A 25988-nucleotide genomic window follows, 5' to 3' on the forward strand; every position below is an offset into this window, starting at 1 on the left:
CAATATCGTCTGATGATAGTTGGAGCCACTCATAGGAAACTATGCTTCCATCACTATCTGATGCTTCACCTTCAAGGCTGACTTCACTTCCTTCTACAACTGTTTGGTCATCACCTGCATTCACGGAAGGGGCCTTGTTAACTTGTAATGAATTCGAAGTATTACCATCCCCCCCACTTCCACAGGCAACTAAGTTAAAAAGTAATACAAGTAAAAAAGCATATCTAAACATTTATTTCCCCACTTCCTTTGAGTCATTTCTTATTTCACTTTTGCTCAACAATATAGAACTTATACGCTAAACTAGATATTTTTAGACAAAAATAATATCCAATAGGGCTTATTCCTTTAAACACTCTTCAACCCTACCAAAGCGCCCAAGATTAAATAAACCTGCTTCATCTAAAGACAGAACTTCATTGGAGGTATAGCTTTTACCCTCGTCAGGTAAAAAAACTTTAGAGACTGTAGACATAAACTAACTTATTAATTCCATTTAAATAGTTACTTGCTTATCAATCTACCTGTCAAAGCACTGGCTAGCAAGCGTTTACTAATCAAGTCTAAAAATAATTACAGCAGCTAATTTTTAGAATTAAGTTATGATTAGATAACATCAGCTTTTATATTTTGGGAGTTTAATATGGCTAAAACAATAAAAACCAGCAACACCATTGATAAATCGGCGAATTTCGATTGCGACAATGTAAAAGCTGCATTAAATGGTCGGCTTTCGGTAGATGATCTTAGCGCCGCTGAACAAGCTGTATTTATGGATAATTTTGATGAAGCTATAAACTCTAATTTAGAACAGGGTTTTTCTAAGCATTTTGAAAAACTGAGCGGTAACGAAAAATTTTATGGCTTAGATGGTAAGGATAAAATTATCTGTGAAACAAAAAATAGCTCAAGTATGAATAAACACAAATAGCTCATACCTTAATTAAAGGTAAATAAAAAGAGCTCAGCGTTTGCTGGGCTATTTTTATTTAGCCTCTGCCTTTTCGGCAGTTCACATTATCAATGATTGTGTTGTTTGAAGCATAAGCTGGCATAATAACATACGTTTTTACTGGGCTACAGCGCCGTAAGTGAAGTATAACTTGGCATAATATTGAAGCTTATAATGGCATAAAGTTACCAAATATAAGCTCTATAAAGCCAATCTCATAAAAATACCGCCAAGTTTAGTTGACTGCTATGTGCCAAAAGCGGACTGTCGTAACCTTAGACTCTTGTTATACTTATTTTATACAACGACCAAATGATTGATAAAGAGCACTATTTTCAAAGTTACTTGCAGCATGCACTATTTTAACAGCCCTTTCGTTTAGTTTGTCTAAAGTAGCCTTATCAAGATCACTCATGAACACAGGGCATTTATTTACCTCACCATAAGTATCGATGCCATTTCTTTCTAGATCAATGAGTCCCGCACAACCATTAATTTCTATAGCATCCTGTGAAATATACGCACGTGCAAAAACATCAAATGTAGCAGCATAAGTTTGAAGATTGTTTTTATCTACAACATTGGAAATTACTATATCAACGATACATCCATCGCGGGGAGATAATTCTTTTCCACTTTTCAGATCTTCATTTATTTTAGTAAGATCTTGGCTAACATCATCACTACATCCTGATATTAGGATAATAAAAATTAATAGACTTTTTCTGAACATTTGGTGGCTAACTCCGATATAAATATGACAACTTTATCAGAGGACACTTTCCCTATTTTAGCGCGAAAACGTCCTTATTTTATGAACTTATATTAATAGCAAATAGCGTAAACTATTGCCAACTATAAATATTATGCTTTCTGTAGCCTATATAAACATGTAAAAAAAAGTAAAGTTTCCCCTTATTCTTATTAAATTAATGACTACTCACCTGAATGACCGGTTATCGCTCTAACCCGACTATCAGCTGGATAGCAGGAGTGCGATTATTAAATATAACTTTTATTTGGCTTTAAGGTATGTATGCCTAGCGATATTCAACCTAGTGCTAATCATAAATTTGTAGAGATGCTCAGCAATGGAAAAGTTAATTTAAGCTCAAGCCCTTTAGATGAAATTGAATTAATTCATCGTGGTTTAGGTATTAACAATGTTGAGAAGTTTAGGCTTGAGTTACGTTGGGATATTCAAGAGGATTCAACTAAACAGGTAGATTTATTTTTTTGACTAGCAAATTTATGGAGGTTTTTAACACGGGGTGTTTGAGTTTTCTTCTGTACATGTGAGTCAACCACCTAACCATTTGGTTAAATACTAGACTATGCCACCTTATACTTCCAATTTATGCCATCTTTTAGTACAAATATGTCAACTTATACTTCAAACAACACCCAAATGAGGAATTTGGGTGGCAGTCTTACCAGCCACATCTCGGCACACACGTCACAAACTGTGGCTGCTCCCTTCCGGGCCTGACCAGGTTCGCCTGCTAGTGTTGCGAGAGGACCAATAAGACTACCATTGAGGGCCTTGGTTGGCGCGGGAGGGATTATCTCTACTTTTGCTGTGTTATTCAAGGGGAAACACAAAAAGAAAGTGCGATTGCATGTTAAACATACAATCGCACTGTTTTTTAAACGATTTAAGTAAGATTATTGATTATCTAACTCTTTTTTTACGTTACGTAGTACAGCTTTTATTTTTTTCATGTTTTCAGGGCCCATGCGTAGCAGTTGTTTTTGTGCAGCCGGTAGGCGTTCCCATTCTGAGTAAGCATATTGATAAGTTACTGAATCACGTAACAGTGGCATATCCCCTTTTGGCTCTGGGGTATCTAGCAGCAATTCTATGGCGTCAGTAAGTGTTTGATTAAACGCATCACCTTGATAGCCAATTTCTGTATACGCATCATTGATAAGTGGTTTGTACTCATCGTATAAACGTACGATTTGTGCTGCACTCATGCTAGTAAAGATTTTTACGTAAGGGGTATAACGCTCATAGCTGTTTGGATCAATGGTAAGAATATCACCCTCTACTACACTAAAGCCTTCTTCTAACTTAATAACGGGAGTGTGTTTTTGGGCAATTTTACCTTTGGCAAGATTATCTATAAATACCACACCGCGACGAATAACATCGTCGTTTATAACCAAACTCATAGCTGCATCACCTAAGTATTCGTCTAACTTAGCAACAACGACAGGATCGCTTTCATCAAGAGTAGGTAGTGGTTCTACTTGCGGCTCAGGCTCTACTGGGCGTGGTGTTGGCACGGCTAAATCAGCAGGCTTTTCAGGATTAACAGATGGGGCATTAACAACCGGATCGTTCTCTGGTTTTAGCTCCATCATGGGGCGCTCTGCTACGGGTTGCTCAACTTCGGTTGCTGTTTGTGACTCATCACTTGAGTTTAATAACACAAACGCTGCAGCAATAATGATAATAATTAAAATGATGCCTGCAAATAAAAGGTTATTATTCGGTGGACGTTTTTGAACATCTGACGCTGATGGTTGATCTGACATACGAACTCCATAAATATTAAAATGCGATAACAGTAAGAGTACCCTAAATGGATTTAATTCATAGCCTACACTAATAATTATTAACGTAGCTAAGGTATCCTTTGATTCTTCTAGCTTAAAGACTTACAGTTAATAAATAAAGTAAAGACGCTTAACCGCTTAATTGCAACGACGAAACTCAACTATGAAAATCAAGCAAATCGATAAAAACAAACCTAAAGTTGCTCTGTTACTGACCGGTGGTGGTGCACGTGCCGCTTACCAAGTTGGGGTTCTTAAAGCGCTCGCGCAAAGTATGCCGCGTACCGCCCCGCTGCCATTTACTATTATTAATGGTACATCTGCCGGAGCGATCAATTCAGCTGCGCTAGCAAGCTATGCTTCATGCACCCATTTGGCGGTACGTAAACTGGAATCTGTTTGGAAAAACTTTTCTACGTCAATGGTATATAAAAGTGATTTTATCAGCGTGTTTGGCCATTTAATGCGTAACATGCTGACTAGTTTTCAATCTGAACATATTAATCATCCACCAGCGAGCTTGTTGAATAATCAGCCTTTACGTAATTTACTTAATGAAATTTTAGATTTAACTCGCATTGAGCGTAATTTACACCGTAATTATTTAGATGCGCTGTCAATCACCGCATCAAGCTATACCACGGGTGATTCTGTGGCGTTTTTTCAATCTAATACACAGTCACCTTGGCGGCGCGCTAAACGCGAAGGCCAAGCGGCACGTATTAACGTTGAACATTTAATGGCGTCCAGTGCAATTCCTATGGTGTTTCCGAGCGTAAATGTATACAACCACTACTTTGGTGATGGCTCTATTCACCAATTATCGCCACTGAGTCCATGTGTCCATTTAGGCGCTGAAAAAATATTTATTATTGGTGTTGATCAGCCCAAAGAAGCTCATCCGCCGGGTTATCTACCTCACTTCCCAGGGTTATCCTCGATTGCGGGCCATTTGCTCGACAGTGTGTTTACCGACACCTTACAGTCAGATCTTGAGCGCCTTGAACGAATTAACCGAACTTTAGGTTTGTTACCTGGGCGTGATAAACACCAAGAATTAAAGCAAATACAAAGTTTTGTGATCAATCCATCAGAAAACTTTAATGCCATTGCTGCAAACTATTACAGTGATATGCCTTTAGCCATTAAAATATTACTGCGCATGATCGGGGTTAAAAAACGTTCTCAATCGAGTTTAACCAGTTACTTATTGTTTGAAAAACGCTATACCCAGCATTTGATTGAAATTGGTTATAAAGATGGTTTAGAGAAACTGCCACAGATACGCGAATTTTTAGAGCTCGATTAACAGTTAACTATTCACTAATCCGTACCATCGAGTAAATAGCACTCTACCCGCTCTACTCGTCGGGGTTTACCTTGTAGTACAAGAATATCTCCGGCGAGTAAAACAGTGTGCAGCGATGGACTATCAATTTCACGGTCTTTGCGTCGTAATGCTCGCACTGATACTTTACGTTTTTCGAGATTTAATTCATTAATATTTTTAGCAACCGCAAAGGCGTTTTCTGGCAGTGCCATAACGTGTAAATACTCAAGCCGCTCGGCGTTGTTTTCTTCACTATCAAATTGATCTCCAGCAAAAAAACCATGTAAAAATTGGTAACGGTTACGCCGCTCTTTGCTAACCCGCCTAACAATACGCGACATCGGCACGCCCGACATAGACAACACGTGCGACACTAACATTAAGCTCGCTTCCAGTGTTTCTGGCACCACCTCAGTCACGCCAAGCTCTTTGAGTGCTTCGAGATGACTATCATCGCGCATGCGTACCAGTATTTTCACGTCAGGAGCTATTTGCTTTATCGCATCGATCACGATTTGCGCATGTTCAAAATCGGTGAAAGTAATGATCACTAGTCGAGCTCGTTCGACCCCTGCTGATTTTAAAATATCTTTTTGTTTTACATGACCAAAAATAACGGGCTCTCCAGCTGCTTTGGCCTCTTGAACTAGTATTGGGTTACTTTCAACAGCAACGTACTCTATTGCTTCTGGCTTTAAAAACCGCGCAATAGTTTGCCCAACCCGAGAGAACCCACAGATCACTACATGGTTTTGATACAAGGTGCTACTATTAGGCTGTTGCTGCCACTCACCGTTGGGATTTTTTAATACCCCAAGTTGTTTTAATAACCAAGGCGTCGATTCTATTAAATAAGGCGTTAAGCCCATCGACATGACTGCAATAGCAATTAAAAATGAGGCGTGATCTAAAGCTAATAATTGGTGTTTAGTAGCAAGCGCAATTAATACAAAACCAAACTCGCCCATTTGCCATAGCATGATGCCTGCTGCAATTGCATCTTGTTTTCGCTCGCCCATCAGTTGCGCTAAAAAAGTAATAACACCAATTTTTAATACTAGCATTAGCGCTAATGCAGCCACTATCCAATACCATACGCCAAACACATATAAAATATCGAGCTGCATACCGACAGTGACAAAAAATAGGCCCATTAAAATATCGCGAAATGGTCGAATATCAGCTTCTAATTGATGTCGGTACTGGCTTTCGCCGAGCATCATTCCTGCTAAAAATGCGCCCAGCGCCATCGATAAGCCAAATAAATACGTTAAGCCTGCGGCAAATAAGGCAACCACTAAGGTGGTCAAAACAAACAATTCATCGGTGCGCATTAATGCAACTTCGCTAAAGACTTTTGGCAATACCCACTTGCCTATCATCCATAACAACAAACATACAAATGCGCCTTTAGTTAAAGCGAAAGTCAGGGCCCAGGCAATGCCTTCAGTATCACTGCTTTGGGCCAGTAAAGGTAAAGTAATCAGTAACGGCACCACCGCAATATCTTGAAATAATAACATTCCGATAGCGAGCTGCCCTCGCCGCTGTTTAAGTTCGCCGGTTTCTTTAAGTAATTTAACCACCACCGCTGTTGATGACAGCGCCATTAATGTCGCAATAGTGAAACTGCTCAACAAAGACAAATCCATCAACAATAAAATCAGCATAAACACAATACTTGTGACAATTACTTGCAACGTGCCCAAGCCAAATACAATATTGCGCATTGCCATTAAGCGGCCAACAGAAAACTCCAGCCCTAAACTAAATAATAAAAATACAATACCAAGCTCAGCTACAAAATGTATTTCATGACTTTGCGCCATCCAGCCAATGCCATGACTACCCGCTAATAAGCCAGTAGCAAGGTAGGCGAGGATCGGCGGTAAGCCAATGCGCTTAAATAACCATACCAGCACCACAGCAGCCAGTAATAAGCCAAATATTTGAGCCAATACACTTTGCAAATAAACCTCCTATTTATACTGTTGCCATACCGTCAAAATTTTAGCTACTTAAGAGTTAACTATAGCAACTATCTGTTTTTCAGCCAGTTTGGAATAGTGGCACAAAAATCGCTTAGAAAAGTAATAACAAACTCCTAGGGGGAGAAAACCATGGAAAATGTCCATATTTTGACGCAGCGCATCTCGGCACGTGGCGAGTTTCTGCCGTTTTCGGCAGAGCATTACCGTAATAATGAACCTGCTGCTATTCATAGTTTGCTCGAAAAACTGCAAACAACGTTAAATATAGAAGAGCTATTAACGATTTATGCTGAGCATGCAAAACAAATCATAAATTTTTCAGGCTTGCAGTTTCAGTCGTCTCTTGGAGTGGCACAAATCCCTAATAGTGATAATAGTAAACCGCCATATTCATTTAATTTAGACATAAATAATGAACATTTAGGGCAGCTGATCTATTTTTGCCAATACCCGCTTTCGGGAAGTATCAAGCAAAAGTTAGTTGGCTTACACAGCGTATTGGTTTATCCATTACGTAATGCATTAATGTATAGCCGCGTGCTAAAGCTAGCTACTAAAGACACTTTAACAGGACTTAATAATCGTAGTCAGTTTGATGCTATTTTGGCTCAGAAATTAGAGCGTTTTCGCCGCCATCATCGTCCATTTAGTCTAATGTTGTTAGATTTAGATAACTTTAAACAAGTTAATGATAGCTTCGGTCATAAAATTGGCGATGATGTATTACAAGAGTTTGCCAACGTTTTATGCAGTAGTATTCGCGGGACTGATTCTGTATTTCGTTTTGGTGGTGATGAGTTTGCAGTATTAATCGATGATCCTGAATTTACCACAAATAAAGTGATTGCTCAGCGAGTAATGCAGTTAGTGACTCAGTCAAGTTTAATGAAACAATATGAAGTCACCACCAGCATTGGATTTACTTTGGCAAACAGCAAAGATTGTGAGAATGAGATTTTTGCCCGCGCCGATAAAGGTTTATACAAGGCCAAAGCATCAGGGCGTAACTGCGCTAAAGCGTATTAATTAAAGGTAAGCCTAGTTCCCCCACTAGGCTTTCTTTTATAATTATACTAATTATCTGACTTGGCTAATAACTTATAACCTAATAGTGCTAAGCAAAAACCAAAAAAGAAACCACTAATTAGGTATAACAAAGCAGCCATGCTGGTTAGTGGTACAACAATGACCATTAATAATGGAATACTTACCCCAACAATAAAAAATAGTCCACCTTTACCTAACCAGTACGCAATTAAAATAATTGCACACACCAAACCACCTAAAACCGAATACGCTAACGTTAATAGCTCAAGCTCAAACATTACCGTGGCAATGCCCGCTATAACGGCTGTAACTATTAGCCCTAACGGTGCTTTATTGACTAGTGATAAACCAACGTGTGGCTGTGACGTTGTCATGTTTTTATCTCCCAAAATATACCTTTTTCATCGGCGTGTTCTGCACTTATAAAATGCCCTACGACATAAACTAATTGCTCATTATAAAAAATAAGTGGCACATTAGCACGTAACCATGGCGCTACTTTTGCATCTTTAAACCAATGTTTAATGCTGTTGTGACCCGGTTTTTTAAGCGGTTTAATACGCGCCTGTGGACAATTAAACTGGACAGAAACGTGTTCATCAAGCAATGGTTTTCTAACTCCTATACCTGATAATTGTATTAGGGTACGACCATCTGAAAGTAACTGGTTTTGAGCAGTTAGTGATTGGCTGTCAGGAACGGTTGTTTCACGTACAAAATATAAAAATTTTTGATGCCGGCGAACTTGCCCATCCGTTAACTGAATAAGTAGCTGCGCATCAGCTTTTGCTGTTAAACCTTGTGTAAGTATTTGCTGAGTTTGTTGTTGTGATGGCATAAGCGTCGTAAATTGTCCAAGCCAACAACGCAAAACATTTGCTTGGCGCGCAGCGCTAAAATTTGCTAGCTGTAAACAACTTAACCCTTGCTGGGTGTTTTGGCATTGCCTTAAATCTAACTGAGTGTATTCATCAAGTACATCTTGCTGCTGTTGAAGAAGGTTAACACTGCGCGCTGCGCTTTTCTCAAAGCCGGTAAATCGTTCACTTAATAGAGGCACTATTTGCTGACGAATAAAGTTGCGATCAAAGCGCTCATCCGTATTTGAATCATCGGTAATATGCTCAAGCTTAAACTCGGTAGCAAATTGTTCAATACTGTGTCGTGTGGTGTTCAGCAGTGGCCTTAAACATTCTCGCCCAGAACTCAAGGTGCGAGTTTGCCGCATCGATGCTAAGCCTTGTAATCCTGAGCCCCGTTTTAGTCTCAATAAGAACGTTTCTAGTTGATCATTTAAGTGCTGCCCTAGCAAAATAATACTGCCGCTTGGGCTATGCTGATCAAGTGCCTGATACCGAGCATCGCGGGCGAGCTCTTCTAGACTCGTGCGTGATTTATTGGTGATTTTTACCTGAGCCGAGTAAAAAGGAACTTTTACTATTGCACATAGTTTTTCGCAAAAATGCTGCCAATCGTCGCCATACTGACTTAAACCATGATTAACATAAACTGCGCTTAATTGCAGTTGCGGTATTTCAGCTTTTAGCGCATTCATTATATGCAGTAATACCACCGAATCCACACCACCAGAGAGCGCTACCGTAAATGCGGTTTTGTGCTCATCGGTATAAGGCGTAATGGCATTTTTTACTTGTTGGTATAACGATGTTGTTTGCATGAGTAACCATCAACTTAAATTTAGTAGTGCTCCAAGCTCCAAAGCATTCTAAAACAAAAAAGCCGCAATAGCGGCTTTTTTTCATCAATTTGGTTGTTTTGTTTATCTTAACAATAGCCAAACGACATTAAACGTTTATAGCGTTGATCAAGCATCTCATCCAGTGACAGAGCTTGTAAATCAGCTAAATCGCGCTTAAGTTGATTTTTCAGGTTACGCGCCATACCTTCGTAGTTACGGTGTGCGCCACCTAATGGCTCTTCAACTAAGCTGTTGATCAAATCAAGCTCTTTAACACGCTCAGCGGTTACACCCATCGCTTCTGCAGCAAGAGGGGCTTTATCAGCGCTCTTCCACAAAATTGATGCACAACCTTCTGGTGAAATCACCGAGTAAGTACTGTACTGCAACATGTTAACGCGATCACCTACACCAATGGCTAGAGCACCACCTGAGCCACCTTCACCAATAACCGTACAAATTGTTGGCACTTTTAATGCTGCCATCACTTTAAGGTTACGTGCGATTGCTTCAGATTGGCCTCGCTCTTCAGCGCCAACACCAGGGTATGCACCTGGGGTGTCGATAAAGGTCATAATTGGCATTTTAAAACGCTCTGCCATTTCCATTAAGCGTAATGCTTTACGGTAACCTTCAGGCTTTGGCATACCAAAGTTGCGTTTAATTTTTTCAGCTGTGTCACGGCCTTTTTGTTGGCCAATAACCATCACTGGTTGGCCTTCAAAGCGTGCAACACCGCCTAAAATTGCCGGATCATTCGCAAAAGTACGATCGCCAGCAAACTCGTCAAATTCCGTGAAAATACGCTCGATATAATCTCGAGTATAAGGACGCAACGGATGACGGGCTAACTGAGAAACCTGCCAAGCACCTAATTTAGAGAATATTTCCTCTTTCATTTTAGCGCTTTTCTCTTTTAATCGACTGACTTCCTCTTCTAACTCAAGGTCTAAATCGCCAGCGCGGCTTATATTTTGTAACTCTTCAATTTTTGCTTCTAACTCTGCGATTGGAAGCTCAAAATCAAGATAATTGAGGCTCATGCTCTAAACTACCTAATTAGTTAAATTCTAGTTCTACATCTTGCGCCGCCATTAACGATAACTTATGAATTAAGTCATCACTAGGCGTAACACACCATTCTGTCCCGAGGGTTAACTGTGCCAACGCATCTGGACGCTGATAGTAAACCTTAATCGGACAAGTACCAAACTTATAAGGTTCGAGTACTTTTTGTAATTTATCGAAGAAGTTGGCTTCGATTTGCACCATATTTAGCGTCATTTTAATCGCTTTAATACGTTTTTCGCGCGCTTGCGCGATGGTGCATATGTCTCTGGCGGTCATTGTAATACCACCGGAGAAGTTATCAAAGCTGACCTGTCCAGATATTACCAAGATATTGTTGATTTGCAGCATATCTTGGTACATTTCAAACTGTTCTGGGAATAAGCGTACATCAATACGGGCACTCTTGTCATCTAAAGTTACAAGCCCCCAACGATTTCCCTTTTTATTTACTAGTGTACGTGCAGCTATAACAAGGCCTGCAGCGGTTGATTGCACATCACGATTAGTTGGCTGTAAATCCACTAATTTACCACTGGTGTAATATTTCAGCTCTTTACGATACTGATTTATTGGGTGCCCGGTTAAATATAAGCCTAAGGTTTCTTTTTCCCCATCAAGCCATTGGTTATCAGTCAGTGGCGTGGCTTTTATAAATGCTTGCTCGACTTCATCCGGCTCTGTCGCTAATAAACCAAATAAATCAGTTTGCCCTAACGACTCTGCTTTATGATGCTGATCAGCCGCTTTCATCGCATCTTTTAAGCTTGCCAATAACGTAGCACGCGCTGGTTGCGTTTTCTCGGGACCGAGTTGATCAAGCGCACCGGCGTAAATAAGTTTTTCGGTTACGCGTTTATTGATACGTTTTAAATCTACCCGCGCACAAAAATCGAATAGGTCTTTAAATGGCCCACCGTTACTTCGCGCTTCTAAAATTGCATCTACAGGTGCTTCACCCACGCCTTTGATAGCACCAATACCATAAACAATTTCACCCTTGAGGTTTACTGTAAACTTATAGGCACCGGCATTTACATCAGGCGGTAATAAAGTGAGTTTCATGTTCTCACATTCATCAACCAAGGTGACGATTTTTTCAGTATTATCCATATCAGCCGACATCACCGCCGCCATAAATTCAGCAGGATAATGGGTTTTCATCCACAGCGTTTGGTAAGATACTAACGCATAGGCTGCGGAGTGCGATTTATTGAAACCGTAGCCTGCGAACTTCTCTACCAAGTCGAAGATCTTAATCGCCAGTTCGCCGTCAATGCCGTTATTTCGCGCACCATCTTCAAATGTTGAACGCTGTTTTGCCATCTCTTCTGGCTTTTTCTTACCCATTGCACGACGTAACATATCGGCGCCACCTAAGGTGTAACCTGCCAGTACCTGAGCAATTTGCATTACTTGTTCTTGATACAAGATAATGCCGTAAGTCGGCTCCAAAATAGGCTTTAAGCTTTCGTGTTGATATTGTGCATCTGGATAAGAAATTTCTTCGCGACCAAGTTTTCGGTCGATGAAGTTATCTACCATGCCTGACTGCAATGGCCCGGGACGAAACAAGGCTACCAAGGCGATCATATCTTCAAAGCAATCGGGCTTTAAGCGCCTTACTAAGTCTTTCATACCCCGGGATTCAAGTTGGAATACCGCGGTAGTTTCTGCTCTTAATAGCAGCTCTATACTCTTTTTATCATTCAGTGGAATGGTGTTGATATCTATTGACTCTTTGCCCTCTCGGGTTAAGCGCTCATTAGTCATATCAACTGCCCATTGCAAAATGGTCAGGGTTCGTAGACCTAAGAAGTCAAACTTTACTAATCCGGCGGTCTCTACGTCATTTTTATCAAACTGAGTAACCGGAAACTTACCTTCATCGTCACAATACAGGGCGGCAAAATCAGTAATTGTAGTCGGTGAAATAACCACACCGCCGGCATGTTTACCAGCGTTACGTGTACAGCCTTCAAGGATGCGACACATATCGATTAAGTCTTTTACTTCTGTATCGCCATCGTAAGCTTCTTGCAGGCGTGGCTCAACATCAAACGCTTTTGCCAACGTCATGCCGGGATCGCCTGGGATCAGTTTTGATATACGGTCAACAAATCCGTACGGGTGGCCAAGTACTCGGCCAACATCGCGTATTACCGCTTTTGCTGCCATAGTACCAAAAGTAATGATCTGTGATACCGCGTCTCGTCCATATAGAGCCGATACGTGATCGATTACTTCATCGCGTCTATCCATACAGAAATCGACGTCGAAATCCGGCATTGATACACGTTCAGGGTTCAAGAAGCGCTCGAACAGTAAATCAAATTCAAGCGGATCAAGATCGGTAATTTTCAGCGCGTACGCCACTAACGAACCCGCACCTGAACCACGTCCTGGACCAACTGGAATATTGTTATCTTTACTCCACTGGATGAACTCCATTACGATCAAGAAGTAACCAGGGAAACCCATTTGGTTAATTACATCGAGCTCGATTTGCAAACGCTCGTCGTATTCAGCACGTTTTTCTGCTCGGTCCGCTTCATCAGGGAATAAAAACTGTAGGCGCTCTTCAAGACCGTCTCGGGATACTTTCACCAAGAAGTCTTCAATTTTTAATGAGCCGGTTGGGTAATCTGGTAAGAAATACGTACCAAGCTGCACCGTCACATTACAGCGTTTGGCGATTTCCACACTGTTTTGCAGCGCTTCTGGGATATCACTAAACAGCTCAGCCATTTGTGCTGGGGTTTTTAAGTACTGCTCTTCAGAGAAGCGCTTTGGTCGGCGTTTATCATCAAGCGTATAGCCGTCAAATATTGCTACGCGTATTTCGTGGGCCTCGAAGTTTTCAGGCTTCAAAAATACCACTTCGTTGGTAGCCACCACTGGCAATTGCTCAACGGTTGCAAGCTCAACCGCTAAGTGTAAATAGTCTTCTTCTTGTGTACGCTTAGTACGTATCAACTCAATATAGTAGTTATCACTAAAATGCTGTTTATAAAAACTAACCACCGACTCAACTGTGGCTGGGTTGCCTTTTAATAGCGCTTTACCTAAATCGCCATCTTTGGCACCAGAGAGTAAAATAAGCCCTTCTTTGTGCTCAACTAACCAATCTCGTTCAATAACAGGGCGATGAAATAAATGCCCACGTTGATACGCTTTAGAGATTAAAAGGGTAAGATTTTTATAACCGACATTATCTTTAGCTAAAATAACTAACCGACAAGGCCCTTCTGGAAACTCTGGGCTGTGTAACCAAAAATCAGCACCAACAATTGGTTTAATGCCCGCATTATGAGCGGTGTCATAAAAGCGCACTAGACCACATAAGTTCATTTGGTCGGTAATGGCCAATGCCGGTAATTGTAATTCCTGCGCTTTGGCGACAATCGGTTTAGTTTTCGCTAAACCATCGACCATTGAAAAGTCTGAATGAACCCGTAAATGCACAAAATCTGGAGCTGCCATTACTTCTCCTGCATCGCCAGTACACGTTGTACTGGTTTAAAGCTTTTACGATGTTCACTAATGGCGCCGTACTGCTCAAGAGCAGCAAAATGTGCCTTGGTTGGGTAGCCTTTATGACCTGCAAAACCATATTCTGGATAGCGTTTATCAAGCTCAATCATTTCATCATCACGGGCAACTTTAGCAATAATGGATGCTGCTGAGATCTCTGCCACTAGACTGTCGCCTTTTATTACGGCTTGTGCCGGCATACTGAGCGCAGGTAGGCGATTGCCATCGACAAATACAAACTCAGGGGTGGTACTTAAGCCTTCAACCGCACGAGTCATTGCCAGCATAGTGGCATGGAGAATATTTAACTCGTCGATTTCTGTGGGGCTACATCGGCCAATGGACCAACACAGCGCTTTTTCTTTGATCTCAATTGCCAGTGCTTGGCGTTTTTTATCGGTTAACTTTTTTGAATCCGCAAGACCAGCTATCGGTTTAGCTGGATCGAGGATCACCGCAGCGGTCACTACATCGCCAACTAATGGCCCACGGCCGACTTCGTCAACGCCAGCGATAAAGCTGAGGTTAGGTCGTTCAATTTGCATCTATAATCTCCGCAACAGCAGTGGCTGCTTGCTCACTAGCATTTAAGCGTATTTGCTGGTGAATGGCTAAAAAACGCGCTTTCAACTCGCGATTATCACTATTTAGCATTGGTTCAAGGGCGTTCGTTAGGTTTTCAACGCTGCAATCATGCTGCATAAATTCAGGCACTAGCTCTTCGTCAGCTAATAAGTTTGGTAACGAAAAGTATTTAATATTAAAAGTGAATAAACTTTTAAAAATCCAATAACTTAGGGCTTTTATTTTATAGCCAACCACCATAGGTTTTTTATAAAGCATCCCTTCCAGGGTCGCGGTACCTGATGCAATTAAAATCACATCTGCCGCTTGCATAGCAAGGTTCGATTGCCCATCCAACAACTGAATATTTAGTTGTGGCGCTGTAGCTGCCAAAATAGCACTAAATTGTGCTTTGCGTTGCTCATTTACTAATGGTACCACTATTTTTAAATCAGGATTTTTAGCTTGTAGCCCGGCCGCTGTTTTAAGGTAAGTTTCACTAAGCAACCCTACTTCTGAGCCTCGACTACCTGGCAATAATGCCAGTACTTTATCATCAAGGCTTAAACCTAATTGTTGACGCGCTGCGCTGTCGTCATGCTCAAGGGCAATATCATCAGCCAGTGTATGGCCAACAAAAGTACATGGCACATTATGTTTATCGTAAAATGCTTTTTCAAACGGTAATAAAGCCAGCACCATATTGGTTGCAGCGCTGATTTTGTGAATACGTTTTTCTCGCCATGCCCACACTGATGGACTTACATATTGAATCGTTTTAATACCAGCATCTTTTAACGGCTTTTCAACCCGTAAATTAAAGTCAGGTGCATCAATACCGATATAAACGTCTGGCGGGTTATCAATAAAGTGTTGGACTAGTTGCTTGCGAATTTTTAATAACCGCGGTAATCGGCCTAGCACTTCCACTAAGCCCATTACAGCTAACTCTTCCATATCAAATAAGCTACTACAGCCTTGCGCCTGCATTTTCGGCCCTGCAATACCTTCAAAAATGGCATCAGGGTAGCGCTGTTTCAATGCTTTAATTAGGCCTTCACCTAAAATATCACCAGAGAGCTCTCCAACTACAATCGCTATACGTAGTGGCTGTTTATCTTTATTCATGGCTGTTTTTTATTCACAAGTCAACAAGACGGTCATAGGCAGTAGTCTAGCTTGTTTTACTGCGCGATTAAATGACACACCCTGAATAAATTAGAGAAACCTTCACCAACGTACCTTTACTGATACAACCAGAACTATTTGCCTGTTTTTCAAACATATATTGGTAAATAGTTAAGCTCTGTGTTCCACTAACTAAAGCTGATTAAAAAGCGTCGCATTAATCATAATGGGGTAATATTTATCCATGTTGTGATTGACAATAATTAACCAAAAGAGAATAATGCATAAAGTTTCAATAATTACTGAAACCTTATTAACTAACTTTTGCTTACTTTATTTGTTTTGTGACTCGCCCGCACATACAAGGAGCTATAAAAAATGATAGATGAAACCTTTGTGGATCTATCGCGATTACAGTTTGCTGTCACCGCCCTGTTTCACTTTTTATTTGTACCACTGACTCTAGGTATGACCTGGATTTTAGTGATCATGGAGTCGGTTTATGTAATGACCGGCCGAGAAATCTACCGTGATATGACCAAGTTTTGGGGTAAACTATTTGGCATTAACTTCGCCATTGGTGTAGCCACAGGCCTTACCATGGAGTTTGAATTTGGTACTAACTGGTCTTATTACTCTCATTATGTGGGCGATGTATTTGGCGCTCCCCTTGCGATAGAAGGGTTAATGGCATTCTTTTTAGAATCGACCTTTGTGGGTATGTTCTTTTTAGGCTGGGAGCGGCTCAGTAAACGCCAGCATTTAGGTGCAACCTTTTTAATGGCTATTGGTACTAATATGTCTGCGCTGTGGATATTAGTCGCTAATGGTTGGATGCAAAACCCTGTCGGTGCTGAATTTAACTATCAAACTATGCGCATGGAAATGACGAGTTTTGCCGAGCTTGTGTTTAACCCTGTAGCACAAGTTAAGTTTATTCATACTGTGTCTGCGGGCTATGTTGCCGCATCCATGTTCGTATTGGGGATCAGTAGTTGGTATATCCTTAAGGGCCGTGATCTCGCTTTTGCAAAACGCTCTTTTTCAGTCGCTAGCGGCTTTGGTTTAGCCTCAGTATTGTGTGTTATTTTACTTGGCGATGAATCAGGCTATGAAGTCGGTGAAGTACAAAAAGTAAAACTGGCAACCATTGAAGCTGAATGGCACACCGAGGAAGCACCCGCTGCGTTTACGTTAGTGGGGATCCCTGATTCCGATAAACAGGTGACCCATGCCGCCGTTAAAATCCCGTATGCGCTAGGCTTAATAGCGACCCGCTCGTTAGATGAGCAAGTTACCGGCATTAATGATTTAGAAAAACAACACGAAGTGCGTATTCGTAACGGTATGATCGCTTATAAATACCTTGAAAAACTGCGCAGTGGTGATGACTCAGCTGAGAATATTGCTAAGTTTGACACCCTCAAAGCTGATTTAGGCTACGGCTTATTGTTAAAGCGTTATACACCAAATGTAGTGGATGCAACTGAAGCACAAATTCAGCAAGCCGTTAAAGATTCGTTCCCTCAAGTAGGCCCGATGTTTTGGTCATTTAGGATCATGGTTGGCTGTGGTGTGATTATGCTGGGCGTATTTGTATTGTCTTTTTATTACAATGCACATCGTGTGATTGAACAAAAACGTTGGTTATTGTGGGCTGCGGTGTGGAGTATCCCTCTACCTTGGATAGCAATTGAATTTGGCTGGATAGTTGCCGAGTATGGCCGTCAGCCGTGGGCAATTTCAGAAATACTGCCGACCTTTTTAGCGACCTCGGCACTGACTGTCAATGATATTTTAATAAGCTTAACCGGCTTTATCGTATTCTACACCGGCCTTGCTATTGTCGAAGGCTGGCTGATGCTGCGATTTGTAAAAATAGGACCAAGTTCATTGCACACTGGTAAATATCACTTTGAACATTTAGATGACCATACTAATGGCGACCAAATAACTGACGAGCAAGGAGCAAAATCATGATTTTCGATTATGAAACGTTAAAGTTACTTTGGTGGGTTATCATCGGCGTATTGTTAATTGGTTTTGCAATCACCGATGGTATGGACATGGGCGTGGCTATGCTTATCAAGTTAGTTGGTAAAACCGACAGTGAACGCCGTGTGGTGATCAATACGGTAGGTCCACACTGGGATGGTAACCAAGTATGGTTTATCACCGCAGGTGGTGCCTTATTTGCAGCGTGGCCGATGGTTTATGCGGCTGCATTTTCGGGCTTTTACTTTGCTATGATGTTGGTATTGTTTGCCTTATTTTTTAGACCTTTGGGTTTTGACTATCGCAGCAAAATTGACTCTCCACGCTGGCGTAACAATTGGGATTGGGGCTTATTTGCTGGCAGTGCCATTCCTGCTCTGGTATTTGGCGTGGCCTTTGGCAATCTGTTTTTAGGTGTGCCATTTAGTATTGATGAATACCTTAGAACCAGCTACCAAGGATCTTTCTTTGCATTATTAAATCCATTTGCCTTATTAGCCGGCTTGATCAGCGTAACTATGTTACTTGCCCATGGCGGTATGTGGTTACAGCTGCGTACAGACAGTGATGTTGCTCGTCGCTCAGCGCAATATGGTCGTTATGCACTGTTAGCATTCATCGTGTTATTTGCTGTTGCAGGTATTTGGATTGCTAATCTTGATGGTTACCAAATAATCTCGATGGGTGATACGCAAGGCTTTGCAAACCCACTAGATAAAACAGTAACCACCTCTGCAGGTGCTTGGTTAAACAATTATCAACAAATGCCTTTAACTATGCTGTTCCCTGCGGTCGCTTTTTTAATGGCTACATTAGCGTGGATATGTTCAAAAATTAATAGACCGGGGCTGGCATTAATAGCAACAAGCTTAATGCTTGGCGGTGTGATCATGACGGCTGGAATGTCTTTATTCCCATTTATTATGCCATCAAGTAATCACCCTGATATTAGTTTAACAATATGGGATGCGGTTTCTAGCCATAGAACATTGAATGTAATGTTTATTGCAGTAAGTATTTTTGTGCCACTTATTTTACTTTACACCACATGGTGTTATGTGAAAATGTGGCGCAAAGTAACCGTAGAAGAAATTGAAAATAACAGCCATGGCAGTTACTAAGGAGATTTGATCTATGTGGTATTTTGCTTGGATACTCGGTGTTTTATTAGCCTGTACGTTAGGTGTGATCAACGTTATGTGGTACGAATTTGGCCAGAACAAAGACAGTATCGCTGACGACGAACAAGAATTACACGATAGGCTTAATCGCCAAAATGACGACTAACCCCCGACCAAATCGCGCGCAGCAAACTACGCTGCGCGCGTTTTTAAAAACGCATTCCAATCACGCAGGCAGTCTTTTAAAAATCAGTATTGCGCTAGGAACATTTAACGCATTATTGATGATTGCCAGTGCTTATTTAGTGGCACGATCAATTCATTTAGTGATGTTTGAACACGCCAATTTAGCCACTATTACCCCTTTACTTTGGCCATTAGCAGCATTGATTTTAGGGCGCGGAATATTGCTTGGATTTTCGCAGCGCATAAGTGCCCAAGCCGCACTTAAAATTAAAACTGCAATGCGCCATGCTTTACTCGAGAAACTCACCTTACTTGGGCCAAGTTATATTGAACAACAAGGTCATGGCGCGACTTTAAACACCCTACACAATGGTGTTGAAGCACTGCACGATTATTATGCTAATTATTTACCGAGCGTGGCTTACAGTGCGCTTATTCCTTTGGCTATCCTGATGGTGATTTTTCCTACCGATTGGAAAGCTGGGTTGATTTTTTTATTCACCGCCCCCCTAATTCCGTTTTTTATGATTTTGGTTGGCCACAAAGCAGAACAACTGAATCAACAACGTTGGCAACAACTAGCTGTGTTGGGTAATTACTTTTTTGACCGCTTACAAGGCTTAACCCAACTAAAGTTATTTAATGCGACTACGCGCGAACTAAAACAAATTGCCAAAATTTCCGATGACTTTCGCCATGCGACTTTAAACGTATTAAAAATCGCATTTTTATCATCTTTCGCACTCGAGTTTTTAGCGACCATTAGTGTCGCGTTAGTAGCGGTGATAATCGGTTTTCGGTTGTTTTTTGGTACCTTAGATTTTTCGACCGGCTTTGTTGTACTGTTACTTGCCCCGGAGTTTTATTTACCGCTGCGCCAACTCGGCAGCCATTACCATGCCCGATTAGAAGGGATTAGTGCCGCCGCTGATATGCTAAAAATATTGAATGAGCCACTCCCTGCTAAGGCTCTTGAGAACATACAACCAAATACTCAAAATAGCTTAAACTTACCAAGTATCGAACAACTAAATATTGATAATTTAAATTTTCATTATCCACAAAGTAATGAAGGCGTTAACAATATAAACCTAACATTTGCAGGCACAGGCCTGTATGCCATCGTTGGTCAAAGTGGTGCTGGTAAAAGCACCTTACTCGATTGTTTATTAGGGTTTCATCCTCAGGTGATCGGTGCTGTTACGGTAAATCAACAACAATTAGCCGCATCACACATTAAGCAATGGCAGCAACATATTGCCTGGATCCCACAACAACCTACTTTATTGTTTAACAGTATCAAAGCTAACTTACTATTGGCCAAACCGGATGCCACACTCACGCAGCTAGAAACTGCAGCAGAGCAAGCTGGTGCACTTGAGTTTATCAATCAATTACCAGAGGGCTTTGACACTCAAATTGGTGAACAAGGCGAAGGACTCTCAGGCGGGCAAAAGCAGCGGATCGCTTTAGCTCGGGCATTTTTAAAACAAGCGCCAATTTTGATCCTTGATGAGCCAACCGCACACCTCGATAGCCAAACTGAGCAACAGGTGCAAGCGGCTATCAATCATTATGCACAGCAACATCTCGTTGTGGTGATAGCCCATCGCTTAAATACCATTGCACAAGCTAAACAAGTTATTGTAATGAAAGATGGTGCTGTTATTGAGCAAGGTAGCTTTAAAACCCTCATCGATAACCAAGGCGCGCTGTTTGATTTAGTGCATGCAAGGAGTAAACAGCATGACTAATTTTTTACGTTTATTAAAACTGTGTAGACCGCACCTAGGTGCAATGCTGTTAGGGGCATTTTTAGCAACCTTAACAGTACTGGCAAACGTTGGCTTATTGGCTATTTCTGGTTGGTTTTTAGCCGCCATGGCTGCAGCTGGCTTGGCTGGCACGCAAATGAATTACTTCACACCAGCCGGCACAATTAGATTTTTGGCAATCGTAAGAACCGCCTCTCGTTACGGCGAGCGATTGGTAACCCACAACGCCACCTTTTTATTATTAAGTGAAATTCGTGTCAGTGTTTTTAACACGCTAAGCCAGCTAAGCAATGTTGATTTAGCCATGAGCCGCAGCGCCGATCTATTTAACCGCATGCAAAATGACGTTGAAGCGCTCGATAAATTTTACTTAAACGTATTATTACCGATGATTGTTGCGCTAATCAGCGTGCCAATTGTGGTTGCAATTATGGCAGCCTACAACAGTAATGTAGCGTTACTATGCTTTACTGCACTCTTAATAGTAGGCGTTGCCCTGCCGATCATACTGAGTAAACAACTTCAGCAAACTGCCGACCTCGAAACTCACTATTCGGCGACTTTACGTGCTGAATTATCAGATACCCTAAGTGGCTTACGAGAGTTGGCTATCTATCAAGCCACCGAGCAACAAATTGAGCAATGTCGGGCAGCCAGTGAACGCTATAATCGGCAACTATTTGTTCGCCATAGCGCCGAAGCACATAGTAATGGCATATCACTATTAATAGTACAACTGAGTATGCTCGGTGCCATTGTGATAATTGCACCGCTAGTTTACAGCGGAGCTATGGCCAATGTTGAACTGGCAATGCTTAGTTTATTTGTGCTTGCTAGTTTTGAAACGGTGCTAACGCTGCCAAATGCGTTTATTCAATTGCCCGTAGCGCTAAGCGCTGCAAAGCGTATTTTTGATTTAGAAGATAAACTGCGCCCTGAAACTACAAGCGTTCAGGAGTCGTTATCAGTGCAACCTTTAGGGCTTGAATTTAAAGATCTTAGTTATTGTTACCACAGTGATACTTTTGCGCTTAACAACTTAAGTTTTGCGATTGAGCCACTGCAAAAAGTCGCGATTGTGGGGCAAAGCGGCAGTGGGAAAAGTACGCTGGTTAATTTACTCAGTGGTTTATGGCCACAGCAAAATGGTGAGATAAATCTAACTTCAGCAGACAAAACCATAGCAATTAACACGATCAGTCAACAAAATCGCTGCGAACTGATTAACATAGTCGCACAACAACATCATATTTTTGATGGCACCATTGCTGAAAACTTACGCTATGCGGCGCCCTCAGCAACTAAACAACAAATGCGCACAGCCTGTCAACAAGCACAGTTAGGTGATTGGCTTAGCGAGTTAAAACTAGGATTAGACACCCGCTTAGGCACAGGTGGCAGAAGTTTGTCGCGTGGGCAATCGCGGCGTTTAGCGTTAGCGCAAGCCTTACTCAGAGCACCAGCTATTTTAGTGCTTGATGAGCCAACCGAAGGCCTCGACAATCAATCGAAGCATCAAGTTATGGATGCGATATTAACCAGCATGCAGCACTGTACTGTGATCAGCATAACTCACGACCCTGCCTTACTTGCCAATATGGATAACGTAATTTGGTTAGAGCAAGGGCAAATAAAAGCGATTGCAACGCATCAGCAACTATTAGCAGAGCAACCTGAGTACGTGAACTTGATCACACGCTTTTAATCAATTACTTCAACGGTTACGTTAATAACGCCCGAGCTTGGCTCTGCGAGTTGCTCAAACGCATGCTTTGTTAAATCGATGATACGGCCGCGAATAAAAGGACCGCGATCATTCACTCTAACGACCACTGAACGGTTATTTGCTGTGTTTGTGACTTTAACTTTGCTGTTAAAAGGGAGCTGTTTGTGCGCCGCAGTCATGGCTTGTTGGTCAAACTTTTCACCACTAGCGGTCAGCCGACCATGGTATTTATCGGCATAAAAGCTAGCATTTCCCTGCTCACGAATACCTGTGCTTGTTGCAGAATAGTTTGTCGGCGAGCTACTACAGCCAGCTAAAATAGCCAGTGCTAAGCTAATTAAAAGTGCTTTAATCAAAATTCAACGCTCCCTTAGAATGCATAAAGGTAGCAGGTATCAACTGAGCTGCAACTGAATTAAAGTAAATACAAAACAGTGAATACAAAAAAGCCACCAAGTTAACTTAATAACTGGTGGCTTTTATACACAGCATAAACGAATTAACGAATAATACCGCGTTCAGAATTTTTCACAAAATCAACCATTAACTGTACTGCTGGGTACTTAGCGGCATCATCAGCAAGCGCTGCAAGTGCCTCTTCAACACCTAAGCTCTTGCGGTATAATGTTTTATAAGCACGACGTGTTGCCATTACTTCATCGCTTTCAAAACCACGGCGCTTCATGCCTTCAGTATTAATTGCAACAGGACCCGCTGGCGTACCTATAGTTGTTACAAACGGCGGCACATCTTTGTTGACGCCAGAGTACATACCTACAAAGGCATGTGCCCCCACTTTACAGAATTGATGAATACCTGAATTACCCGCTAAGATAACCCAGTCACCAATATGTACATGGCCTGCAACAGATGCATTATTAGCAAAAATAACGTTATCGCCAATCACTGCATCATGAGCTACGTGAGTGTAAGCCATAAATAAATTATTGCTGCCAATCTTAGTCACACCTTGGTCTTGAATTGTACCTCGGTGGATAGTCGCGCATTCACGAATAACATTGTTATCGCCAATGATAAGTGTGGTTGGCTCATTATTATATTTTTTGTCTTGGCAGGCTTCACCTACAGACGCAAATTGAAATATATGATTGCCTGAACCTATTGTTGACGGACCTTTGACCACAACATGGGATTCGATAATGCAGTTGTCACCAATAACCACATCGTTGCCAATGTAGCTGTAAGGGCCAACTGATACATTATTACCTAACTTTGCACCTGGTTCGATTATCGCTGTAGGATGGATCACAATTAAAGCTCTCTTCTCGCACACATGATTTCGGCACTACATACTATTTTGCCATCAACTTTTGCTTCTGCTGCAAACTTCCAAATATTACGACGCTCTTTTAAAAATTGAACGTGTAAATGCATGGTGTCACCAGGCGTTACTGGTTGTTTAAAGCGCGCATTATCTATCGCTGCAAATAAATATAGTTCATTTTCACTGCGATTTTCGACAGTTTTAAAACCCAATAAACCGGTTGCCTGTGCCATGGCTTCTAAAATTAATACACCAGGAAAAATTGGCTGGTTAGGGAAATGGCCGGTAAAAATCGGTTCATTAAAAGTTACGTTCTTAATCGCATGTAATGATTCACCAGGGGTGTAATCAAGCACACGGTCAACTAGTAGCATCGGGTAACGATGCGGAAGTAAGCTTAAAATTTCTTGTATATCAAGGCTATTTAATTCGTTTGCCAAAATAGCATCCTTATTAATGATCAACGTTTAATGACTTAGTCAGAGTCTCTAGCGCTTTAAGGCGAACTTTCATCTCTGGCAGATTACGTAAATGGGCAATGTTTCTGCGCCACTCTTTATTTGAAGAGTGTGGAAGCCCTGAGGAATAAACACCAGGTTCCGTAATCGCTTTAGTCACCATGCTCATACCCGTAAGTATAACACCATCACAGATATCTATGTGACCATTTATGCCTACAAGCCCCGCAATCTGGCAATTTTTACCAATAGTTGTACTACCAGCTATCACGGTACAGCCAGCAATTGCTGTGCCTGAACCAATTTCAACATTATGAGCAATTTGACATTGGTTATCGATAATCACATTGCTGTGAATGATTGTGTCGTCTATTGCGCCGCGATCAACCGTAGTACCTGCACCAATTTCAACCTTGTCACCAATAATAACGCGACCAAGCTGAGGGATTTTTATCCATTGTCCTTTATCGTTTGCATAGCCAAAGCCATCACTGCCGATTACGCTACTTGATTGAAATAAACAATCATTGCCAATCTCTACATCATGATAAACACTGACATTTGCCCACAGTTTTGTGCCATTGCCAATTTTTGTGTTTTCACCAATAAAGCAATTAGCACCTATTTGCACGTTATCACCAATTACCGCTCCGGCTTCAATCACCGCATTAGCGGCAACAGCGGCTGTGCTTGCAACCGTGGCATCAGGGTGGATCACCGCACTTGGGTGTATACCTGATGACGCTGAACGTGGCGTGGTATCGAGTAACTGAGCTAATTTCGCGTAGCAAACATAGGGGTTAGCAACGATGAGCTTATTACCTTGATAATACTCTGCATCTGCGGCAGATAAGATCACTGCCCCCGCTTGAGTATCACTAAGTTGTGAGCGATATTTCTTATTCGCTAAAAATGCAATATGCCCAGATTGGGCATTTGCAAGTGTAGCAATTTTTGAGATTTCCCAAGCGCCGTCACCGTCAAGCTCGGCGCCTAGAAGTTCCGCAATCTGCGAAAGCGTATAATTATGCATATAATAAGTTCTATTGCTTACTTACTTGATCAACAACTTTACTTGATAAATCAACTACCGTTTTAGGGTTAAAGTAGATAGTAGTATCTTTAACTTTAACTTCATCATATTTACCATCTTTGGCAATATCTTCGATTGCTTTGATGATAAGACCTTGAACTTTAGCTAATTCTTGATTTTGACGAACTTTAATTTCTTGCTCTAAAGGACGACCTTTTTCAGCAAGATTTTTTTGCATACCTTCCACTTTTTCACGTAAGGCATCTTTTTGCGCTTGGCTCATCGTAGTGCTTTCACGCTTGAATTTTTCTGCTTCAAAGCGGATATCGCCCTGCAACTTCTCAAGCTCTTGACGACGCTCAGCAAATTCAGCTTGTAATGTTTGCTCAACTTTTGCCATTTGTGGGATTTGTTTGTAGATTTCTTGCATATCTACGATACCTACTTTATGTGCAAAAGCACTTGCAGAAGTACCCATCATAAGTGTAGCTAAAATGGCAATTGCCGATGATTTAAATGATTTTTTCACAAAAA

Annotated in this window: 24 protein-coding genes and 1 other RNA gene; 9 read left to right on the forward strand and 16 right to left on the reverse strand. The window is 41.4% G+C overall.

The window, feature by feature from the left end; translation table 11 throughout:
• The coding region (locus H5162_RS12750) for a PKD domain-containing protein (protein WP_220493607.1) at positions 1 to 232 on the reverse strand (232 nt) is incomplete at its 3' end.
• Positions 233 to 643: 411 nt separating this feature from the next.
• Between H5162_RS12750 and H5162_RS12755 the strand changes: the two genes are divergently transcribed.
• Positions 644 to 931, forward strand: a complete 288-nt coding sequence (locus tag H5162_RS12755; protein WP_182778693.1) for a hypothetical protein — start codon at positions 644 to 646, stop codon at positions 929 to 931.
• A gap of 313 nt (positions 932 to 1244) precedes the next feature.
• On the opposite strand, the gene H5162_RS12760 is transcribed toward H5162_RS12755, so the two are convergent.
• Positions 1245 to 1685, reverse strand: a complete 441-nt coding sequence (locus H5162_RS12760; RefSeq protein WP_182778694.1) for a hypothetical protein — start codon at positions 1683 to 1685, stop codon at positions 1245 to 1247.
• Positions 1686 to 1988: 303 nt separating this feature from the next.
• Here H5162_RS12760 and H5162_RS12765 point away from each other — a divergent pair, with 303 nt between their 5' ends.
• Complete coding sequence (locus tag H5162_RS12765; protein ID WP_182778715.1) at positions 1989 to 2192, forward strand: hypothetical protein; 204 nt, start codon at positions 1989 to 1991, stop codon at positions 2190 to 2192.
• Between the two features lie 188 nt (positions 2193 to 2380).
• Here H5162_RS12765 and ffs read toward each other — a convergent pair.
• Both ffs and H5162_RS12775 read right to left on the reverse strand, forming a co-directional pair.
• Positions 2381 to 2477, reverse strand: an RNA gene (gene ffs / locus H5162_RS12770) — signal recognition particle sRNA small type.
• A gap of 140 nt (positions 2478 to 2617) precedes the next feature.
• Positions 2618 to 3493 (reverse strand): DUF3014 domain-containing protein, encoded by an 876-nt coding sequence (locus H5162_RS12775; RefSeq protein WP_145240520.1) that lies wholly within the window; start codon positions 3491 to 3493, stop codon positions 2618 to 2620.
• A 184-nt stretch (positions 3494 to 3677) separates the two neighbouring features.
• Here H5162_RS12775 and H5162_RS12780 point away from each other — a divergent pair, with 184 nt between their 5' ends.
• Positions 3678 to 4823 carry a patatin-like phospholipase family protein gene (locus H5162_RS12780; RefSeq protein WP_145240518.1) on the forward strand — a complete coding sequence of 382 codons (1146 nt, stop codon included), beginning with the start codon at positions 3678 to 3680 and terminating at the stop codon, positions 4821 to 4823.
• Positions 4824 to 4837: 14 nt separating this feature from the next.
• Here H5162_RS12780 and H5162_RS12785 read toward each other — a convergent pair whose 3' ends face one another.
• The gene (locus tag H5162_RS12785; RefSeq protein WP_145240516.1) at positions 4838 to 6814 is read right to left on the reverse strand and encodes a monovalent cation:proton antiporter-2 (CPA2) family protein; all 1977 of its coding nucleotides are present in this window, start codon (positions 6812 to 6814) and stop codon (positions 4838 to 4840) included.
• A gap of 150 nt (positions 6815 to 6964) precedes the next feature.
• On the opposite strand from H5162_RS12785, the gene H5162_RS12790 reads away from it, so the two are divergent.
• Entirely contained in the window at positions 6965 to 7861 is an 897-nt protein-coding gene (locus H5162_RS12790) for a GGDEF domain-containing protein (RefSeq protein WP_182778695.1), read from the forward strand.
• Positions 7862 to 7908: 47 nt separating this feature from the next.
• Here H5162_RS12790 and H5162_RS12795 read toward each other — a convergent pair whose 3' ends face one another.
• The 6 genes from H5162_RS12795 to lpxB form a co-directional block, all read right to left on the reverse strand.
• Positions 7909 to 8256, reverse strand: coding sequence for a hypothetical protein (locus tag H5162_RS12795; RefSeq protein ID WP_182734969.1), 348 nt, complete (start codon positions 8254 to 8256; stop codon positions 7909 to 7911).
• Entirely contained in the window at positions 8253 to 9560 is a 1308-nt protein-coding gene (gene tilS / locus H5162_RS12800) for a tRNA lysidine(34) synthetase TilS (RefSeq protein ID WP_182734970.1), read from the reverse strand. Before tilS ends, H5162_RS12795 begins: the two co-directional genes overlap by 4 nt.
• Before the next feature lie 107 nt (positions 9561 to 9667).
• Entirely contained in the window at positions 9668 to 10624 is a 957-nt protein-coding gene (gene accA, locus H5162_RS12805) for an acetyl-CoA carboxylase carboxyl transferase subunit alpha (protein ID WP_145240508.1), read from the reverse strand.
• Between the two features lie 16 nt (positions 10625 to 10640).
• Positions 10641 to 14132, reverse strand: coding sequence for a DNA polymerase III subunit alpha (gene dnaE / locus H5162_RS12810; protein WP_182778697.1), 3492 nt, complete (start codon positions 14130 to 14132; stop codon positions 10641 to 10643).
• On the reverse strand, positions 14132 to 14728 hold the full coding sequence (gene rnhB, locus H5162_RS12815; RefSeq protein WP_145240504.1) for a ribonuclease HII: 597 nt from the start codon (positions 14726 to 14728) through the stop codon (positions 14132 to 14134). The genes dnaE and rnhB overlap by 1 nt, the downstream gene beginning before the upstream one ends.
• Positions 14718 to 15875 (reverse strand): lipid-A-disaccharide synthase, encoded by a 1158-nt coding sequence (gene lpxB / locus H5162_RS12820; RefSeq protein ID WP_145240502.1) that lies wholly within the window; start codon positions 15873 to 15875, stop codon positions 14718 to 14720. The genes rnhB and lpxB overlap by 11 nt, the downstream gene beginning before the upstream one ends.
• A 378-nt stretch (positions 15876 to 16253) precedes the next feature.
• Between lpxB and H5162_RS12825 the strand changes: the two genes are divergently transcribed.
• From H5162_RS12825 to cydC, 5 genes are read left to right on the forward strand one after another with little or no spacing between them, the layout of a single operon-like run.
• Complete coding sequence (locus H5162_RS12825) at positions 16254 to 17855, forward strand: cytochrome ubiquinol oxidase subunit I (RefSeq protein ID WP_182778699.1); 1602 nt, start codon at positions 16254 to 16256, stop codon at positions 17853 to 17855.
• Positions 17852 to 18991 (forward strand): cytochrome d ubiquinol oxidase subunit II, encoded by a 1140-nt coding sequence (cydB, locus tag H5162_RS12830; RefSeq protein ID WP_182778701.1) that lies wholly within the window; start codon positions 17852 to 17854, stop codon positions 18989 to 18991. Before H5162_RS12825 ends, cydB begins: the two co-directional genes overlap by 4 nt.
• 13 nt (positions 18992 to 19004) lie before the next feature.
• On the forward strand, positions 19005 to 19157 hold the full coding sequence (gene cydX, locus H5162_RS12835) for a cytochrome bd-I oxidase subunit CydX (protein WP_064667585.1): 153 nt from the start codon (positions 19005 to 19007) through the stop codon (positions 19155 to 19157).
• Positions 19147 to 20931 carry a thiol reductant ABC exporter subunit CydD gene (gene cydD, locus H5162_RS12840; RefSeq protein WP_145240497.1) on the forward strand — a complete coding sequence of 595 codons (1785 nt, stop codon included), beginning with the start codon at positions 19147 to 19149 and terminating at the stop codon, positions 20929 to 20931. Before cydX ends, cydD begins: the two co-directional genes overlap by 11 nt.
• Positions 20924 to 22657 (forward strand): thiol reductant ABC exporter subunit CydC, encoded by a 1734-nt coding sequence (cydC, locus tag H5162_RS12845; protein ID WP_182778703.1) that lies wholly within the window; start codon positions 20924 to 20926, stop codon positions 22655 to 22657. The genes cydD and cydC overlap by 8 nt, the downstream gene beginning before the upstream one ends.
• On the opposite strand, the gene H5162_RS12850 is transcribed toward cydC, so the two are convergent.
• The 5 genes from H5162_RS12850 to H5162_RS12870 all read right to left on the reverse strand — a co-directional run bounded on the left by H5162_RS12850 (position 22654) and on the right by H5162_RS12870 (position 25983).
• Positions 22654 to 23037 (reverse strand): septal ring lytic transglycosylase RlpA family protein, encoded by a 384-nt coding sequence (locus tag H5162_RS12850; RefSeq protein WP_182758352.1) that lies wholly within the window; start codon positions 23035 to 23037, stop codon positions 22654 to 22656. The two genes, cydC and H5162_RS12850, sit on opposite strands and share 4 nt — an antisense overlap.
• A 140-nt stretch (positions 23038 to 23177) precedes the next feature.
• Positions 23178 to 23948 (reverse strand): acyl-ACP--UDP-N-acetylglucosamine O-acyltransferase, encoded by a 771-nt coding sequence (gene lpxA, locus H5162_RS12855; protein WP_182731383.1) that lies wholly within the window; start codon positions 23946 to 23948, stop codon positions 23178 to 23180.
• Positions 23949 to 23950: 2 nt separating this feature from the next.
• Positions 23951 to 24403, reverse strand: a complete 453-nt coding sequence (gene fabZ, locus H5162_RS12860; RefSeq protein ID WP_145240491.1) for a 3-hydroxyacyl-ACP dehydratase FabZ — start codon at positions 24401 to 24403, stop codon at positions 23951 to 23953.
• 13 nt (positions 24404 to 24416) lie between these two features.
• Positions 24417 to 25454, reverse strand: coding sequence for a UDP-3-O-(3-hydroxymyristoyl)glucosamine N-acyltransferase (gene lpxD, locus H5162_RS12865; RefSeq protein WP_182778705.1), 1038 nt, complete (start codon positions 25452 to 25454; stop codon positions 24417 to 24419).
• Between the two features lie 10 nt (positions 25455 to 25464).
• Positions 25465 to 25983 (reverse strand): OmpH family outer membrane protein, encoded by a 519-nt coding sequence (locus H5162_RS12870; RefSeq protein WP_145240487.1) that lies wholly within the window; start codon positions 25981 to 25983, stop codon positions 25465 to 25467.
• Positions 25984 to 25988 lie beyond the last annotated feature (5 nt).

Source organism: Pseudoalteromonas sp. SR41-8 (assembly GCF_014163915.1).
In the GTDB taxonomy this organism is placed as follows: Bacteria; Pseudomonadota; Gammaproteobacteria; order Enterobacterales; family Alteromonadaceae; genus Pseudoalteromonas; species Pseudoalteromonas rhizosphaerae.